The following is a 16,107-nucleotide window of genomic DNA, read 5'->3' as shown; positions in this document are numbered from 1 at the left end:
GGCTTCGACGGGGAGTTCGCTCAGAGCTTGACCGGGTACACCGGCTCCGGCACCTCGGGCTTGATCCGGTGCTCGACGAAAATGCCGTGCCACAGCATGAACACGATCAGCGCCCACAGCTGGCGGCTGCGGTCCAGCTGACCCGCCTTGTGCTCCTCCAGCAGCGCCAGGATCGCCTTCTTGTCCAGCAGCTCGTCGGTCTTCGAGTCGCTGATGATCCCCTTCGCCCAGTCGTACATCTCGTTGCGCAGCCACAGCCGGATCGGGACCGGGAAGCCGAGCTTGCGCCGGTTGAGCACGTGCGCCGGGATGATCTTCGCCAGGGCCTGGCGCAGCGCGTACTTCGTCGTCCCGTGGGCCAGCTTCTGGTCCAGCGGGATCGACGCCGCGACCTTGAACACCTCGGCGTCCAGGAACGGCACCCGCAGCTCGAGCGAGTTCGCCATGGTCACCTTGTCGGCCTTGACCAGGATGTCGCCGCGCAGCCAGGTGTAGAGGTCGACGTGCTGCATGCGGGCGACCGGGTCCCAGCCGCGCGAGACGTCGTACCAGGGCGCCGTGACGTCCTTGAAGCCGACGCCTTCCTGGTAGCTCTTCAGCACGTTGCGCAGCTGGTCGTCGCGGAAGTTGCGGGCGTTGCCGTAGTAGCGGTCCTCCAGCGGCAGCGCGCCGCGGCGCAGCAGGTCCTTGCCGCGGGTGCCCTCGGGGATCTTCGTCGAGACCTTGCCGATGAGCTTGCGCATGCCGCCCGGGATCTTCTCGAACGGCGCCAGCGAGATCGGCTCGTTGTAGATCGTGTAGCCGCCGAACAGCTCGTCGGCGCCCTCGCCGGAGAGCACCGCCTTGACGTGCTTGCGGGCCTCGCGGGCGATGAACCACAGCGGGACGAGCGCCGGGTCGGCGACCGGGTCGTCGAGATACCAGACGATGAGCGGCAGCACCTCCATCATCTCGTCCGCCGACACCGTCCGGACCACGTGCTTCACGCCGATCGCGGCGGCCGACTCGGCGGCGACGTCGACCTCGGAGTAGCCCTCGCGCTCGAACCCGGTGGTGAACGCGATCAGGTTCGGGTTGTGCTCCTTGGCCAGCGTCGCGGTGGCCGTGGAGTCGATGCCGCCCGAGAGGAACGCGCCGACCGTGACGTCGGGGTCCGAGATCATGTGCTTGCCGACCGAGTCGCGCATCACATCGGCGATGCGCTGGTGCAGCTCCTCGGCCTCGGCCTGCGAGTTCACCGGCTTCGCGGTGAACTGCGGGTGGAAGTAGCGGGTGAACGCCACCTCGCCGCCGGGGGCCACCTCGAACGAGGTGCCGGACTCGACGCGGCGGATCGCGGTGTGCAGCGACTCCGGCTCGGGCACGTACTGCAGGACCAGGTAGTGCTGGAGGGCCGTGCGGTCCAGCTCCTGGGCGACGCCGAGGGTGTCCGACAGCTCGAGCAGGCTCTTCTTCTCGCTGGAGAACGCCACCCCGCCGGGGCCGGCCGAGTAGAACAGCGGCTTGATCCCGAACGGGTCGCGCGCGCCGAAGACCTTCTTCTCCTGGGAGTCCCAGATCATGAAGGCGAACATGCCGCGCAGGCGCTTCACCCAGTCGGCGCCGAGGTAGTGGAAGCCGGCGACGATGGCCTCGCCGTCACCCTCGGTCTCGAACTTCGCGCCGTGCTTTTCGGCGAGCTCGGCCCGCAGCTCCAGATAGTTGTAGATCTCGCCGTTGAAGTTCATCGTGTACCGGCCGGGCGCCTCCGGCGGGCCCCAGACCAGGGGCTGGTGGGCGTGCTCGACGTCGATGAACGCGAGCCGGTTGAAGCCGTAGACGACCTCGGCGTCGGCCCAGGTGTCCTGCTCGTCGGGGCCGCGGTGACGCTGGCAGCGCATGGCCGCGCCGACGGCGTCACGCGCGTTCGCCGCGCCGGTCTCGGTCGCGCAGATCAGTCCAAGCAGGCCGCACACGGGTACTCACACACCTTCAGGGTCTTCACCGGGCTGGGGGAAGGCCCCAGTATGCCGGGACCGCCGTGGCGAGTACCACGCGCGTCGATGGTTACCCCTTGGTCAGCAGGACGGGCCAACTCGGCTAGAGTCCGGCTGTCACAAAGATCTGTCGTAGGAGGCTCTGGGTGAAAGGGCGAGGCGCAGTGGGACAACCCAAGCGCACCCTGGGGAAGCGGACCGTGCGCGTCGCCGCGCTGGCCGTGCTGGTCGCGCTGACCGCGACGGGCTGCTCCGGCGACGAGATCCTGCGGTTCGGCTGGCCGGTGGGTGTCACGCGCCAGGCGAACGAGATGCGCACGCTGTGGACCTGGACCGTGGTGGCCGCGCTGGTCGTCGGCGCCATCGTGTGGGCCCTGATCTTCTGGACCGCGGCGTTCCACCGCAAGAAGAAGACCGCCGACGGCGAGCCGGAGGAGCTGCCCCGGCAGTTCCAGTACAACATCCCGCTCGAGCTGTTCACGGTCGTCGTCCCGACGATCATGGTCTGCGTCCTGTTCTTCTTCACCGCGACGACGGAGTCGAAGGTCCTGGACAAGATCCCGAACCCGGACGTCAAGGTCCAGGTCGTGGCCTTCCAGTGGAACTGGGAGTTCAAGTACGAGGACGCCAACGCGGCGAAGCCCGACGGCAGCGGCCAGGTCAGCACGGTCGGCTCGTCCGGTGAGATCCCGCTGCTGGTGCTCCCGGTCGGCAAGGTCGTCCAGTACGACCTGATCTCCACCGACGTCATCCACTCCTTCTGGGTGCCGGAGTTCCACTTCAAGCGGGACGTCATGCCGAACCCGGACAAGAACAACCAGGACAGCTCCTTCCAGAACACGATCGACCGCGAAGGCTCCTTCGTCGGCCGGTGCGCGGAGCTGTGCGGCACGTACCACTCGGTGATGAACTTCGAGGTCCGCGCGCTCTCGGCGGACAAGTACGACCAGTACATCGCGCTGCGCAAGCAGGTGAACCCGGCCACCGGCCAGACGTTCACCGCCGCCGAAGCGCTGGCGAAGATGAACTGCGGCGAGCTGTGCACCCCGCACGCGGTGACCACCCAGCCGTTCAACACCGACCGCACGGCGCGGACCGCGTCCAACTGACGGCCACACAGGGAGTAGGAACAAGACCATGAAGGTCGAAGCCCGCATCTTCTTCATCGTGGCGATCTTCGCCGTGTTCATGGCGGCCGTGTACTGGGTGTGGACCGCGCTGGCCGCGACCCACGGGGCCGAGCCGGTCGGCATCGTCGCGCTGTTCCTCACCGGTGGCCTCGCGTTCCTCGCGGGCAGCTACATGCAGTTCGTCGCCCGCCGCATCGAACCGCGCCCGGAGGACCGCGAGGACGCCGAGATCAGCGACGGCGCCGGCGAGCTGGGCTTCTTCAGCCCGGGCAGCTACTGGCCGGTCGGCATGGCCGCCACCGCGGCCCTCGCCGCGCTGGGCCTGGCGTTCTTCCACATCTGGCTGCTCGTCATCGCGCTGGTCGCGCTGCTCATCACGATCGGCGGGCTGGTGTTCGAGTATCACACGGGTCCGTCGCACGACTGACCTTCGCTTCTTTCGACTGGCCGCGGCGCTGAGGACTCAGGGCCGCGGCCAGTACTGCGAGCATCCCCAGCGCCTCCGGCCAGGTCGGGCGGTGGCCGTAGAAGGCGACGTCCACCAGCACCGCGACCACCGGGTACAGGTAGGACAGCAGCGCCACCGTCGTGGTCGGCAGCTTGCCGATGCTCGCGTACATCAGCACGTACATCAGTGCCGTGTGGACGGTGCCCAGCAGGACCAGCCAGAGCAGTCCGTGCGTCGTGGCCGGTAGCGGGGTGATGAGCAGCACCGGGGCCAGCACGAGCGCGCCCACCGTCGTCTGGACGGCCGCGAGCAAGTGCGGGCGGATGTGCTTCAGCTGCTTCGCGACGAAGGACGCGCCGGCGTAGAGCAGGGCCGCGCCGAGCGCCAGCCCGATCCCCGCGAGCTGCACGGGTTTGCCGTCCTCACCGTGCGCGGACAGCGAGATCAAGGCCACACCGCCGAACGCGATCGCGGCCCGGACCAGGTGGCTCTTCGCCACCTTCTCGCCGAGGAACGCCGCCGCCAGGCCGACCAGGATGAGCGGCTGGGTGTGGTAGACGACGGTGCTGACCGAGATCGACGAAAGCGCATAGGACGCGAACAGCAGCACCCAGTTGCCGACCAGGAACAGCCCGCCGAGGACGGCCAGCCCGAGGTCGCGCTTCGAGGGCCGCCAGGCGGGCAGCCAGCCGCGCGCGAAGCACCAGATCACGAGGAGCGCGCCGCCGACGAAGCAGCGGGCGAAGGCGACGGCGGGTGCGGCCGCGCCGCTCTCGAGGACGACGGCGCCGATCGTGCCGGACATCGCCATCGCCGCGGACCACTGGAGCAGCGGGCGGGTTTCGGAGTTCGTCATGCCGTCCAGGTTCGTCTGGTCCGTGACCGTCGACCAGTGTCAGAGATGACAACGGCCGCAAAACTTGTGACATGCTGGCCGGCATGGACGTCAACCGGGTCGCGGTGGTGCTGGCCGACCACGTTTCGCCGTTCGAGCTGGGGGTCGCGTGCGAGGTGTTCGGCACGGACCGCAGCGCCGACGGCATCGAGGGCTGGGAGTTCGGGGTCTGCTCGCCTCTTGGCGCGCCGGTGGCCAGCTGGTCGGGGTTCGGGCTGACCGGGCTGCGGGGGCTGGACTTCGCGGCGTCGGCGGACCTGCTGATCGTGCCGACGTGCGCGCCCCGGACGGCGCCACCGCCCGCGGAGGTGCTGGACGTCCTGCGCGACGCGGCCGCGCGGGGCGCGTGGGTGGCGGGGTTCTGCGCGGGGGTGTTCACGCTGGGCTACGCCGGCCTGCTGGACGGCCGCCGCTGCACGGTCCACTGGGTGTACGAAGCGGAGTTCCGCGCCCGGTTCCCTTCGGCGGTGGTGGACACCCAGGCGCTCTACGCCGACGACGGCGGGATCCTGACGAGCGCGGGCACGGTGGCGGCGGTGGACCTGTGCCTGCACCTGGTGCGCCGGCTGCGCGGTGTCACGGCGGCGACGACCCTGGCGCGCCGGATGGTGGCGGCGCCGTTCCGGGCGGGTGGCCAGGCGCAGTTCGTCCAGGCGCCGGTCCCGTCCGTCCCGGACGACTCGGTGGTGGCGGAGGCCCTGGAGTGGGTGGAGCGGCGGCTGGACCGGCCGTTCACGGTGGCGGAGCTGGCCCGCCGGAGCGGGCTGGGGGAGCGGACGTTCCTGCGCCGCTTTTCGGCGGCGACGGGCACGACCCCGCACCGGTGGCTGACCGAGCGTCGCCTGGACCGGGCGCAGGCGCTGCTGGAGGAGGGCCGGCTGTCGGTGGAGGACATCGCGGTGGCGTGCGGCTACGCGTCGGCGGCCGCGCTGCGGCACCAGTTCACCCGGTTGCGGGGAACGAGCCCGACCTCGTACCGGGCGGCCTTCCGCGGGTGACGTGAATGACTCATTCATGTCACCAGACGACATGAATGAGTCATTCACGTCGTCCAGGTCGGCCAGTCAGGCGAAGGCGATCCAGCGGTCCAGCAGCGCCGCCGCGGCCCCGGAATCGATCGCCTCGGCCGCTCGTGCCAGCCCGGCGCGCAGATCGTCCTCGAGGGACCCCGAGAACCCGTTGAACGCCGCCAAGGCCGCGGCCGCGTTGATCAGCACCGCGTCCCGCACCGGTCCCGGCTTGCCGCCCACCAGCTCGCGGACCACCTGGGCGTTCGAAGCCGCGTCGCCGCCGCGCAGGTCCGCCGCCGTCGCGCGGGGCACCCCCAGCGTGGCCGGGTCCAGGGAGCGCGAAGTCACCGTTCCGCCCGAGACCACCCACACTGTCGACGTCGTCGTCGTGGTGATCTCGTCCAGGCCGTCGTCGCCGCGGACCACCAGGGCCGTCGTGCCGCGGCGGGCGAACACCTCCGCCAGCACGTGCGTCTTGTCCTCGTACGCGCAGCCGATCAGCGCGCTGCCCGGCTGGGCCGGGTTCGTCAGCGGGCCCAGCAGGTTGAACGTCGTCGGGATGCCGAGCTCGCCGCGGACCGGGCCCGCGTGCCGCAGCGCCGGGTGGAACGCCGACGCCAGGAAGAACCCCACGCCGACGTCGGTCAGGCTCCGCTGGACGTCTTCGGGCGGCAGCGAAATCGTGACGCCGAGCGCCTCGAGGACGTCCGCCGCGCCGGACTTCGACGACGCGCTGCGGTTGCCGTGCTTGGCCACCGGCGCGCCCGCCGCCGCCGTGACGATCGTCGCCATCGTCGAGATGTTCACCGAGTTCGAGCCGTCGCCGCCGGTGCCGACGATGTCGACCGCCGGGCGGTCCAGCTCGACGCGCTTGGCGTGCGCCAGCATCGTGGCCGCCATCCCGGCGATCTCCGACGGCGTCTCGCCCTTCGCGCGCAGCGCCACCGCGAACCCGGCGATCCGGGCCGGGCTCGCCGCGCCGCTCATGATCTGGTCCATCGCCCACGCCGTGTCCTCTTCGGACAGGTCGACGCGCGCGACGAGCTGCTTGAGCAGCGGTGGCCAGGTGCGGGGGACCGGGGTGGTCACCGGGCTCAGCCGTTCACGACGGGGACCCGTCGCAGCACGTCGGCGACGGTCTCCGCGGCGGTCAGCGGGTCCAGCGGGTGCACCAGCACGGCGTCCGCCTGCGACCACGTCGCCAGCCACCGGTCGTCCTTGCGCCGCACGGCGATCACGATCGGGGGGCATTCGGCGATTTCGCTCTTCAGCTGGCGGCAGAGGCCGATGCCGCCGGTCGGCTGCGCTTCGCCGTCGAGGATCGCCAGGTCGACGTTGCCCGCGTCCACCTCGGACAGGACGTCCGCGATGCCGGCCGCCTCGACGTAGTCCACGCGCGCCAGGTCGGCGGCGGGCCGCCGGCCGACCGCGTTCACGATCGCCTCGCGCACCTCCGCCTTGTGGCTGAACACCAGGACCCGCATCGTCCGCTCGCCCATCAGGCACGCCTCCATACTCGTCACCGCACGTCTCACGCGATCGTATCGGCCGAGACCGACATCACGCGGGCGCCTCCGGCTGGAGCGCGTCCCAGCCCAGCGCGTCGCCTCCGAGCCGCTGCGCCAGACCCGCCATCCGGGACCGTTCCTGGGCGCAGTGCAGCGCGTCGAGCACCTGGACGCGCACCGCGAGCACGCGCGTCAGCCCCTCCGAAGGAGACTGTTCTCGCAGCTCATAGCCGTCCTGGGCGAGGATCGACGCCGCTTCGGCCACCCGGCCCGGCGGCAGGAGCAGGTGGTGCCGCAGGACGGCCGGTGCCGTGCTGACCCAGGCGGGTGAACCGGCGAGGACGGCGGAGTCCGCGACGACCGGGTCGAAGGCCTCCGCGACGATCTCCAAACCGGGCGCGTCGGCCGTCAGACCGGGGGTTTCGCGCTTCTTGACCAGGTCAAGCAGGCGGTCGAGTAAACCCATGAGTAGCTCTCACCTTCCCGGGCATCCGGTGTGATCGGTTACGCAGACGGCTCGCCGTGGACCCACCCGGCGGAGCGGTGGTGCGAGAGGACATAATGCGACGCGTGACAACGGCAGCTCCCACCATCAGTCAGCGGGTCCACTCGCTGAACCGGCCGAACATGGTCAGTGTCGGCACCATCGTGTGGCTTTCCAGCGAGCTGATGTTCTTCGCCGGACTGTTCGCGATGTTCTTCACCGTCAAGGCGCAGAACTCGTCCGGCCAGTGGCCGCCGCCGCTGCACGGCGAGGAGTTCCACCTCAACGTGGCGTACGCGATCCCGTTCACGGTGATCCTCGTGCTGTCCTCGCTGACCTGCCAGTTCGGCGTGTTCGCGGCCGAGCGCGGCGACGTCTACGGCCTGCGCCGCTGGTACATCATCACGTTGATCATGGGCGCCATCTTCGTCGGCGGCCAGGCCAACGAGTACCACAACCTGGTCGAAGAGGGGATGACGATCCCGTCCGGCCCGTTCGGCACGGTCTTCTACCTCGCCACCGGGTTCCACGGCCTGCACGTCATCGGCGGGCTCATCGCCTTCGTGTACCTGCTCATCCGCACGAAACTGAGCAAGTTCACGCCCGCCCAGGCCACGTCGGCGATCGTCGTGTCCTACTACTGGCACTTCGTCGACATCGTGTGGGTCGGCCTCTTCGGTGTGATCTACCTCCTTCCGTAGATCCGCCCAGCCGCCACCACCTTCACCATCGGCCTGAACTGACAGCAAGGGTTGCCGCAAGATGACCACCAGCACCAAAACCTCGGAGCGCCGGTACCGCGCGCGGTCGAAGCTGCGGAGGCGGTTCGCCGGCCTGCTCGCGCTCGGCATCGCGCTGGTGGGCGCCGGCGCCCTCTACGCCGTGTTCGCCCCGGAGCCGCAGACCGCGCAGGCCCAGGGCACGCCGGCGCAGCTGCGCCTCGGCGAGCAGGTCTACAACAACACCTGCATCGCGTGCCACGGCGCGAACCTCGAGGGCGTGCAGGACCGCGGGCCGAGCCTGATCGGCATCGGCGACGCCGCGGTGTACTTCCAGACTTCTTCGGGCCGCATGCCCGCCTCCCGCCAGGAGGCGCAGGTCGAGCGGAAGCCGCCGAAGCTGACCGAGGCCGAGATCGACGCGGTCGGCGCCTACATCCAGGCGCACGGCGGCGGCGTGCAGCGTCCCGCCGAGAAGGGCGAGGCCCTGCGCGGCTCCGACCCGGCCCGCGGTGGCGAGCTGTTCCGCCTCAACTGCGCGTCGTGCCACAACTTCACCGGCCGCGGCGGCGCGCTGTCCGCCGGCAAGTACGCGCCGAACCTGGACCCGGCCAGCGAAGAGCAGATCTACACGGCCATGCTCACCGGGCCGCAGAACATGCCGAAGTTCTCCGACCGGCAGCTGTCGCCGGAGGAGAAGAAAGACATCGTCGCCTACGTGAAGTCGGTGTCGGACGGCAACAATGACCCGGGTGGGAACGGCCTCGGCGGGGTCGGCCCCGCTTCGGAGGGCGTGATCGCCTTTATCGTCGGTATCGCCGCGCTGATCGGCGTGACGTTGTGGATTGGATCGAAGGCATGAGTGCCGAGGGGCCGAAGCCGCCGACGGAGGCGGAGCTGGCTGAGATGGACCGGGACCAGCTGGTCAAGCTGGGCGGCGAGCTCGACGGGGTCGAGATCGTCGAGTACCCGACCCCGTGGCCCGTGGAGGGCACCCGCGCGGAGAAGCGGGCCGAGCGCCTGGTCGCGTTCTGGTTCGGGCTGTCCGCCCTGGCCGGGATCGGGTTCGTCGTCTCGCTCATCTGGTGGCCGTGGCAGTACGAGGCGCCGGACAACGAGAGCGGCCACTTCTGGTACAGCCTCTACACCCCGATGCTCGGCATCACGCTCGGCCTGGCCATCCTCGGCCTGGGCATCGGCGTGATCCTGTACACGAAGAAGTTCGTGCCCGCCGAGGTCGCGGTGCAGCAGCGCAGCGACAACCAGGGCGAAGGGTCGGCCGAGGTCGACCGCGCGACGATCCTCGCGCACCTGGCCGACGCCGGGAACCGCAGCACCATCGCCCGCCGGTCGCTGATCAAGCGCTCGGCGATCGCCGGGGCCGGCGCGCTGGGCCTCGCGGCCGCGGCGCTGCCGCTGGCGTCCTTCATCAAGAACCCGTGGAAGGACACCGACAACCGGCAGTCGCTCTGGCACACCGGCTGGCAGCCGAACTTCCCCGGCGAGAAGGTCTACCTGCGCCGCAACACCGGCAAGCCCCTCGAAGAGGGCGAAGAGGTCAGCCTGGTCAAGGCCGAGGACCTCGACGCCGGCGCCATGGAGACGGTCTTCCCGTACCGCGACTCCGAGAAGGGCAAGCCGGAGCTGCTGGCCGCCGCGCTGACCCGGGTGGACAACCCGGTCATGCTGATCCGCCTGCGCCCGACCGACGCCGCCAAGGTGGTCAAGCGGGCCGGCCAGGAGGACTTCAACTTCGGCGACCTCTACGCGTACACGAAGATCTGCAGCCACGTCGGCTGCCCGACCTCCCTGTACGAGCAGCGGACCAACCGCATCCTGTGCCCGTGCCACCAGTCGCAGTTCGACGCCCTCCACTACGCCAAGCCGATTTTCGGCCCGGCGACCCGTCCGCTGGCCCAGCTACCGATCACGGTGGACGAAGAGGGATACTTGATCGCGCGAGGCGACTTCATCGAGGCCATCGGTCCGGCCTTTTGGGAGCGTAAGTCATGAGTTCACTCACCACGCCGACCAAGGGGTCGAGCCCGGTCGAGAAGGCGCTGGGCGACGCCGCGAACAACGCCGACCAGCGGTACCACCTGGCCAAGGGCCTGCGGCACCAGATGAACAAGGTGTTCCCGACCCACTGGTCGTTCCTGCTGGGCGAGATCGCGCTCTACAGCTTCATCATCCTGCTGCTCACCGGCGTGTACCTGACGCTGTTCTTCGACCCCTCGATGCAGGAGGTCGTCTACCACGGCAGCTTCAAGAACATGCAGGGCCTGGAGATGTCCCAGGCGTTCCGCACCACGCTGGACCTGTCGTTCGACGTGCGCGGCGGGCTGTTCATGCGGCAGCTGCACCACTGGGCGGCGCTGATCTTCGTGGCGTCGATGGCCGTGCACATGCTGCGGATCTTCTTCACCGGCGCGTTCCGGCGCCCGCGTGAGGCCAACTGGGTGATCGGCGGCCTGCTGCTGATCCTGGGCTGCTTCGAGGGCTTCTTCGGCTACTCGCTCCCGGACGACCTGCTCTCGGGCACCGGTATCCGGGCGACGCTGTCGGGCATCGTGCTCTCGGTGCCGGTGATCGGCACGTGGATCCACTGGGCGCTGTTCGGCGGGGAGTTCCCCGGCGACCAGATCATCCCGCGCCTGTACACGCTGCACATCCTGCTGCTGCCGGGCATCATGCTCGCGCTGGTCGGGGTGCACCTGGCGCTGGTCTGGTACCAGAAGCACACCCAGTTCCCGGGGGTGCGCCGCAAGGAGACCAACGTCGTCGGCGTCCGGATCATGCCGTACTTCGCGCTCAAGGGCGGGGCGTTCTTCACCCTGGTCGTCGGGGTGCTGGCGCTGATGTCGGGGTTGTTCCAGATCAACCCGGTGTGGAACTTCGGCCCGTACAACCCGGCGCAGGTGTCGGCGGGCTCGCAGCCCGACTGGTACATGGCCTGGGCCGACGGCATGCTCCGGATCTGGCCTGCCTGGGAGGTCTACCTCGGGAACTACACGATCCCGGCGGTGTTCTTCCCCGGCGCGATCGGCATGCCGATCCTGTTCGGCCTGCTGCTCGGCTACCCGTTCATCGAGCGGAAGCTGTCCAAGGACACCGCGCACCACAACCTGCTCCAGCGGCCGCGTGACGCACCGGTCCGCACGGCGCTGGGCGCGATGGCGCTGGGCTTCTTCGCCGTCATCGAGCTGTCGGGCTTCAACGACATCATCGCCGACCAGTTCGACATCTCGCTGAACGCGACGACGTGGGCGGGCCGCATCGGCGTGCTGATCGTGCCGCCGGTGGCGTACTACCTGACCTACCGGCTCTGCCTGGGCCTGCAGCGGGCCGACCGCGAGGTGCTGGAGCACGGCGTCGAGACGGGCATCATCAAGCGGCTGCCGCACGGCGAGTTCATCGAGATCCACCAGCCGCTGGCCGGCGTCGACAGCCACGGCCACGCGATCCCGCTCGAGTATCAGGGCGCTTCGGTGCCGAAGAAGATGAACAAGCTGGGCTCGGCCGGCGAGGCCGTCCCGGGCACGTTCTGGTCGCCGGACCCGGCCGAGGAGACCGCCGCGCTGCAGCGGGCCCACGGCAACGGGCACGGCAACGGCCACTCGGTCACCCAGGGCGAGCCGGGCGAGTTCGAGAGCGTCGAGACCGCCAAGGGCTCGGAGCACTGAGTTCCGCACACGACGAAGGCCACCTCCCGCGGGAGGTGGCCTTCGGTCGTTTCGGGTACCGCCGCTGAACGGCTGTCTCCGCCTTCGAGGTGGCTTCCCGGCCTTCCGCCTCCGGCCCGGCGTGCGCGCGCCCCGGAGGGCCTTCTCAGTCCTCGGCGCCGATCGCGAAGGCCTGCTCGGTGTCGGCGCGGGAGTACGACCGGAACGCGATGTGCGTGACGGTGTCCAGCACGCCCGGCACCTTCCCGATCCGGCCCGGGATCAGGTCGGCCAGCTCCTCGTGGGCGGACACCTTGACGGTGGCGATGAGGTCGACGTCCCCGGCGCAGGAGTAGACCTCGCCGACGCCGTCGATGTCGGCGATCGCCTGCGCCGCGTCCGGGATAGCGTCCGCCTCTACCTGGATCAACACGATCGCGGTGATCACCTGGGGTCCTCCAAGGCTCGTCTTCGGGTTCGCCCGCGATCCTAGGCCGCGGTGTGCGCCAGCCAGTGTTCGGCCAGGGCCCGGTCACCGGTGAGCGTGACGTCGTCGAGCGGCCGGCGCCGGGTGAGGACGAGGAGCAGGTCCCTGGCGGGCCCGGCCAGCGTGACGTCCGCGGCAGCGGTGTCGCGGGTCCAGCGGATGCCGCCGGGTTCGCGGGTGATGTGCCAGCTCCGGTCATGGTCGGTCAGCAGGAGGGTCTGGCCGGTGCCGTGCAGCTGGGCGAAGTCCGGTTTGAGGCTCGCCGTGACGGGGTTCGCCAGCATCTCCAGCCACTCGGTGATCACGTCTTCCGCGAGGTCGGGGGCCACTTCGAAGGCGGTGCTCGTGGCCAGCGCGGCGTCGGCGTGGTGGACGGTGGTGTCGTTGAGCATCCGGCGGAGCCAGAACCTCGCGTGCTGTTCGCCGAAGAAGGTCCACACCGGTGTGTCGCCCGCGTCGAGAACGGTCTTGGCGAGGTCCTCGGCGCCTTGGCGGAGCCAGTCGGCCCAGTCCTCGGAGGGGTCGGCGTCGTGGGGGTCGGGAACCGGCGACGGGCCCGACCGGACGATGTCGGCGGACCAGCGGTGAGCCTGGCCGATGTGGCCGACGAGCACCCGCAGCGGCCAGTCCGGGCAGGTGGGAACGCGGGTGGCGGGGTCGGCGCCGGTCACGGTGGTGGCGAAGGCGGCGGTGCGGTCGAGCAGCGCCTCGGCGAGTCTGGTGGTGTCCATGGGCCGTACCGTAGGAATTCCACCCGGCTGGAGGTTCGACCGAAGGTGACCGAAGACACACTCGGGATCGGCGACCTGGCGCGGCGCACGGGGGTGCCGGTCCGCACGATCCGCTTCTACTGCGACGAAGGGCTGCTGGAGCCCGCCCGCAGCGTCGGCGGCCACCGCCGGTTCGACCCGGGGACGGTCGACCGGCTCACCATGGTCCGCCGGTTGCGCGCGCTGGGGCTGGGGCTGCGGTCCATCACGGAGGTGATGACCGGGGCCAGGTCGCTGGACGAGGCCGTGGCGTCCGAGAGAGCGGCCCTGGACCGCGAGGTGGCGACGCTGGCGTGGCGGCGTTCGATGCTGCGGGCCGTCGAAGAGGCCGCACCGGCGGACCGGGCGGCTCGCCTGGAGCTGCTGACGGCGGTCCAGGACGGCTACGCGGCGCACGAGGCGCTGGTCCGCCTGTGGCACCCGATGACGACGGGCCCGATCCCGCCGGACACGGCCCGGATGTTCCTGGACATCAGCGCGCCACGGCCGCCGGAGCAGCCCTCGACGGGGCAGGTGGTGGCGTACGCGTCGCTGGTGGTGCTGGCGGCGGACCGGACATTGGCGGCGCGCGTGCGGGCGAGCACGCTGGCGGGGCACTCGCGGGTGGCGGACTTGGGGGAGTTGCACGCTTCGGTGGGGTTGGCGTGTTCGTTGGTTGATGTCGGGTCCTCGCCGTCGTCGGGGCCGGCGTTGGATCGGTTCGTGGCGGCGCACGCGGAGGCGTGGGGGGTGGGGGACACGCCGGAGTTCCGCCGGGCGTTGAACCGGCGGACGGCGCCGGATCGGGACCCGCGGCTGCGGCGGTATTGGCGGTTGGCGGGGGACGTGACGGGGGAGCCGGCTCCGATGGGGGTCGCGCACACGTGGTTGCTGGATGCTTTGGATCGGTCGGTTGCGTGAGCCGGCCGGGGGCGCCGGTGCGGCCTGGGCCGGTGGGTGGGTCGCCGTCGGCGAGTGGGGCTGGTGGGGTTCCGCCACCCCGATGCCCGATTGTGACTACGGCCGGCGGTACCGCGTCAAGGCGGGAAAGCGTGCCTTGACCCGGCACCGCCGGCCGTGTTCGGGCTTCGGATCGGGGTTGCGGGGAGGTCTGGTCTCGGTGACCCTCGTCCCGGCTCCCGGCTTCCGGCTTCCGGCTTCCGGCTTCCGGCTTCCGGCTTCCGGCTTCCGGCTTCCGGCTTCCGGCTTCCGGCTTCCGGCTTACTGCTTACTGCTTACTGCTTACTGCTTACTGCTTACTGCTGCCTCGCCCCGGCCGCGGCCCGCACCCGGCCTCGGGCCCAACCTCACCCCACGTGCTCCAGTGAATGCGCGCTGGATACCAAATCCAGCCATCCCCGCCACCCGGCCACGGCCGCCGGCTCGGCCCATGGCCTCGTCGTCCGCACCAGCCGGACCCCCGGCCGGGCCAGCCAGCGCAACAACACCCCCACTTCCTCCGGCGGTGCCCCGCTCAACGGGCCCGGGTCCGGCAGCACCGTCTCCGCCGAGGCCACCAGCGCCTCCACCACCGGCATCGGCGGCACCCCGCGCCGGGCCACGCCTGCCGAGGCCAGGCGGCCGTAGCGGATCACCGACAGCTCCCACCCGCCCGCTCCGTCCGGGCCCGCCGCGATCAGCTCCGCTATCGAGGCCAGCGCCGACTGGCGGTGCGCCCGCCCCAACGCGCGGATCAGCCCCGCCAGCTCGTCGCGGTGGCGGGCCGCCTGCTCGTAGTGCTGCCCCTCCGCCAAGCGCTCCACCTGGGCCGCCGCCACGTGCAGCGGGCCGCCGTCGAGACCCGCGATCAACCCCGATGCCGACTCCACCGCCGGGACGTACGCCTCCACGCTCTGCCGGCCCGCGCACGGCGCTCCACACCGCCCCAGCTCCGCCAGCACGCACGGCGTCCCGTTCGCCGTCCGGGGCGAGATCCGCTGGGTGCACGTCCGCAGCCCCGACGCTCCGGCCAGGGTGTCCGCCGTCGCGCGGGCGTCCGCCTGGTTGCGGAACGGGCCCAGCACCCCCGGCTTCGGCAGGCGGACCACCGACAGCCGCGGGAACGCCTCCTCCGTCAGGCCGATCCACCAGCCCTGGTAGCGGTTCTTCGACCGCCGGTTGTACGCCGGCTTGTGCGCCGCGATCAGCCGCAGCTCGCGCACCTCCGCCTCCAGCGCGTGCGCGCACACGACGTGGTCGACGCGCTCGGCCAGCCCGACCATCTCGCGGATCCGGCTGCGCCCCTCCGACCCCGTGAAGTACGTCCGCACGCGCCGCCGGAGGTCCTTCGCCGTGCCGACGTACAGGACCTCCTCCTTCGGCCCCTTGAAGAGGTAGACGCCCGGCGCCGACGGCAGGTCCGCCGCCAGGTGCCGCTTCGCCCGCTGCGCGACCGTGACCTCGGGCAGGTACCCCATCAGCTCCTCGAGCGAATGGACGCCCACGTTGCCGACGCGCTCCAGCAGCCCGTGCAGCACGTCGACCGTGGCCTTCGCGTCGTCGAGCGCCCGGTGCGTCGGCCGGGTGCGCGCGCCGAACAGCAACGCCAGCGCCGTCAGGTTGTAGCGGCCCACCTCGTCGCGCGGGACCACCCGTCGCGCCAGGCGGACCGTGCAGACGACCGGTAGCTTCGGCCAGGCGTAACCGTGTCCTTCGCACGCCGCCCGCATGTGGGACGTGTCGAACCCCGAGTTGTGCGCCACCAGCACCGAACCGCCGATGAACTCGAGAAACGCCGGCAGCACCTCCTCGATCGGCGGCGCGTCGTAGACCATCGCCTGCGTGATGCCCGTCAGCGAGACGATCTGCGGCGGGATCACCATGCCCGGGTTGACCAGCGTCGCGAACTCGCCCAGCACCTCGCCCCCGCGCACCTTCACCGCGCCGATCTCCGTGATGCCCGACGGGCCGGGCGCCGCCCCGGTCGTCTCGAGGTCGAACACCACGAAAGTCGTGTCCCGCAAGGGAGTTCCGAGCTCGTCGAACGCGAGCTGTGCCTGGGTCGAACGCATGTGCGGGAGACTAAGGGGGACCACCGAC

At 70.6% G+C, this 16,107-nt stretch carries 16 protein-coding genes; 8 read left to right on the top strand and 8 right to left on the bottom strand.

What is annotated here, in order from left to right; all coding sequences use genetic code 11:
• Window positions 1-20 precede the first annotated feature (20 nt).
• Complete coding sequence (gene asnB, locus ABFJ78_RS40745; RefSeq protein WP_436392826.1) at window positions 21-1,955, bottom strand: asparagine synthase (glutamine-hydrolyzing); 1,935 nt, start codon at window positions 1,953-1,955, stop codon at window positions 21-23.
• Window positions 1,956-2,140: 185 nt separating this feature from the next.
• Here asnB and ctaC point away from each other — a divergent pair, with 185 nt between their 5' ends.
• Complete coding sequence (ctaC, locus tag ABFJ78_RS40740; RefSeq protein WP_436392825.1) at window positions 2,141-3,085, top strand: aa3-type cytochrome oxidase subunit II; 945 nt, start codon at window positions 2,141-2,143, stop codon at window positions 3,083-3,085.
• Window positions 3,086-3,113: 28 nt separating this feature from the next.
• Window positions 3,114-3,533: a cytochrome c oxidase subunit 4 gene (locus tag ABFJ78_RS40735; RefSeq protein WP_372668948.1), complete on the top strand. Its 420-nt coding sequence runs from the start codon at window positions 3,114-3,116 to the stop codon at window positions 3,531-3,533.
• On the opposite strand, the gene ABFJ78_RS40730 is transcribed toward ABFJ78_RS40735, so the two are convergent.
• Complete coding sequence (locus tag ABFJ78_RS40730; protein ID WP_436392824.1) at window positions 3,481-4,410, bottom strand: DMT family transporter; 930 nt, start codon at window positions 4,408-4,410, stop codon at window positions 3,481-3,483. The two genes, ABFJ78_RS40735 and ABFJ78_RS40730, sit on opposite strands and share 53 nt — an antisense overlap.
• Before the next feature lie 83 nt (window positions 4,411-4,493).
• Between ABFJ78_RS40730 and ABFJ78_RS40725 the strand changes: the two genes are divergently transcribed.
• Window positions 4,494-5,447, top strand: coding sequence for a GlxA family transcriptional regulator (locus ABFJ78_RS40725; RefSeq protein WP_436392823.1), 954 nt, complete (start codon window positions 4,494-4,496; stop codon window positions 5,445-5,447).
• Between the two features lie 66 nt (window positions 5,448-5,513).
• Here ABFJ78_RS40725 and trpD read toward each other — a convergent pair whose 3' ends face one another.
• The 3 genes from trpD to ABFJ78_RS40710 form a co-directional block, all read right to left on the bottom strand.
• Entirely contained in the window at window positions 5,514-6,548 is a 1,035-nt protein-coding gene (gene trpD / locus ABFJ78_RS40720) for an anthranilate phosphoribosyltransferase (RefSeq protein WP_436392822.1), read from the bottom strand.
• A 5-nt stretch (window positions 6,549-6,553) separates the two neighbouring features.
• Window positions 6,554-6,958: a hypothetical protein gene (locus tag ABFJ78_RS40715; RefSeq protein ID WP_436392821.1), complete on the bottom strand. Its 405-nt coding sequence runs from the start codon at window positions 6,956-6,958 to the stop codon at window positions 6,554-6,556.
• A gap of 61 nt (window positions 6,959-7,019) precedes the next feature.
• Window positions 7,020-7,433, bottom strand: coding sequence for a hypothetical protein (locus tag ABFJ78_RS40710; RefSeq protein ID WP_436392820.1), 414 nt, complete (start codon window positions 7,431-7,433; stop codon window positions 7,020-7,022).
• Between the two features lie 95 nt (window positions 7,434-7,528).
• On the opposite strand from ABFJ78_RS40710, the gene ctaE reads away from it, so the two are divergent.
• The 4 genes from ctaE (at window position 7,529) to qcrB (ending at window position 11,853) form a co-directional block, all read left to right on the top strand.
• Window positions 7,529-8,152: an aa3-type cytochrome oxidase subunit III gene (gene ctaE, locus ABFJ78_RS40705; RefSeq protein ID WP_086681061.1), complete on the top strand. Its 624-nt coding sequence runs from the start codon at window positions 7,529-7,531 to the stop codon at window positions 8,150-8,152.
• A gap of 61 nt (window positions 8,153-8,213) precedes the next feature.
• Window positions 8,214-9,032: a cytochrome bc1 complex diheme cytochrome c subunit gene (gene qcrC, locus ABFJ78_RS40700; RefSeq protein WP_436392819.1), complete on the top strand. Its 819-nt coding sequence runs from the start codon at window positions 8,214-8,216 to the stop codon at window positions 9,030-9,032.
• On the top strand, window positions 9,029-10,183 hold the full coding sequence (gene qcrA / locus ABFJ78_RS40695; RefSeq protein ID WP_436392818.1) for a cytochrome bc1 complex Rieske iron-sulfur subunit: 1,155 nt from the start codon (window positions 9,029-9,031) through the stop codon (window positions 10,181-10,183). The genes qcrC and qcrA overlap by 4 nt, the downstream gene beginning before the upstream one ends.
• Window positions 10,180-11,853, top strand: coding sequence for a cytochrome bc1 complex cytochrome b subunit (qcrB, locus tag ABFJ78_RS40690; RefSeq protein WP_436392817.1), 1,674 nt, complete (start codon window positions 10,180-10,182; stop codon window positions 11,851-11,853). Before qcrA ends, qcrB begins: the two co-directional genes overlap by 4 nt.
• Before the next feature lie 145 nt (window positions 11,854-11,998).
• Here the strand turns inward: qcrB and ABFJ78_RS40685 are convergent, their stop codons facing one another.
• On the bottom strand, window positions 11,999-12,280 hold the full coding sequence (locus ABFJ78_RS40685; protein WP_284750247.1) for an Lrp/AsnC family transcriptional regulator: 282 nt from the start codon (window positions 12,278-12,280) through the stop codon (window positions 11,999-12,001).
• A gap of 41 nt (window positions 12,281-12,321) precedes the next feature.
• Window positions 12,322-13,050, bottom strand: coding sequence for a maleylpyruvate isomerase family mycothiol-dependent enzyme (locus tag ABFJ78_RS40680; protein WP_436392816.1), 729 nt, complete (start codon window positions 13,048-13,050; stop codon window positions 12,322-12,324).
• Between the two features lie 45 nt (window positions 13,051-13,095).
• Here ABFJ78_RS40680 and ABFJ78_RS40675 point away from each other — a divergent pair, with 45 nt between their 5' ends.
• Window positions 13,096-13,989: a MerR family transcriptional regulator gene (locus ABFJ78_RS40675; protein ID WP_436392815.1), complete on the top strand. Its 894-nt coding sequence runs from the start codon at window positions 13,096-13,098 to the stop codon at window positions 13,987-13,989.
• 386 nt (window positions 13,990-14,375) lie between these two features.
• Here ABFJ78_RS40675 and ABFJ78_RS40670 read toward each other — a convergent pair whose 3' ends face one another.
• Window positions 14,376-16,079, bottom strand: a complete 1,704-nt coding sequence (locus ABFJ78_RS40670; protein ID WP_436392814.1) for a DEDD exonuclease domain-containing protein — start codon at window positions 16,077-16,079, stop codon at window positions 14,376-14,378.
• Window positions 16,080-16,107 lie beyond the last annotated feature (28 nt).

It is taken from the genome of Amycolatopsis sp. MEPSY49 (assembly GCF_051337345.1).
Classification (GTDB): domain Bacteria; phylum Actinomycetota; class Actinomycetes; order Mycobacteriales; family Pseudonocardiaceae; genus Amycolatopsis.
Note: the sequence above shows the minus strand (reverse complement) of the source record. Positions and strands in the feature narration are given on the sequence as shown.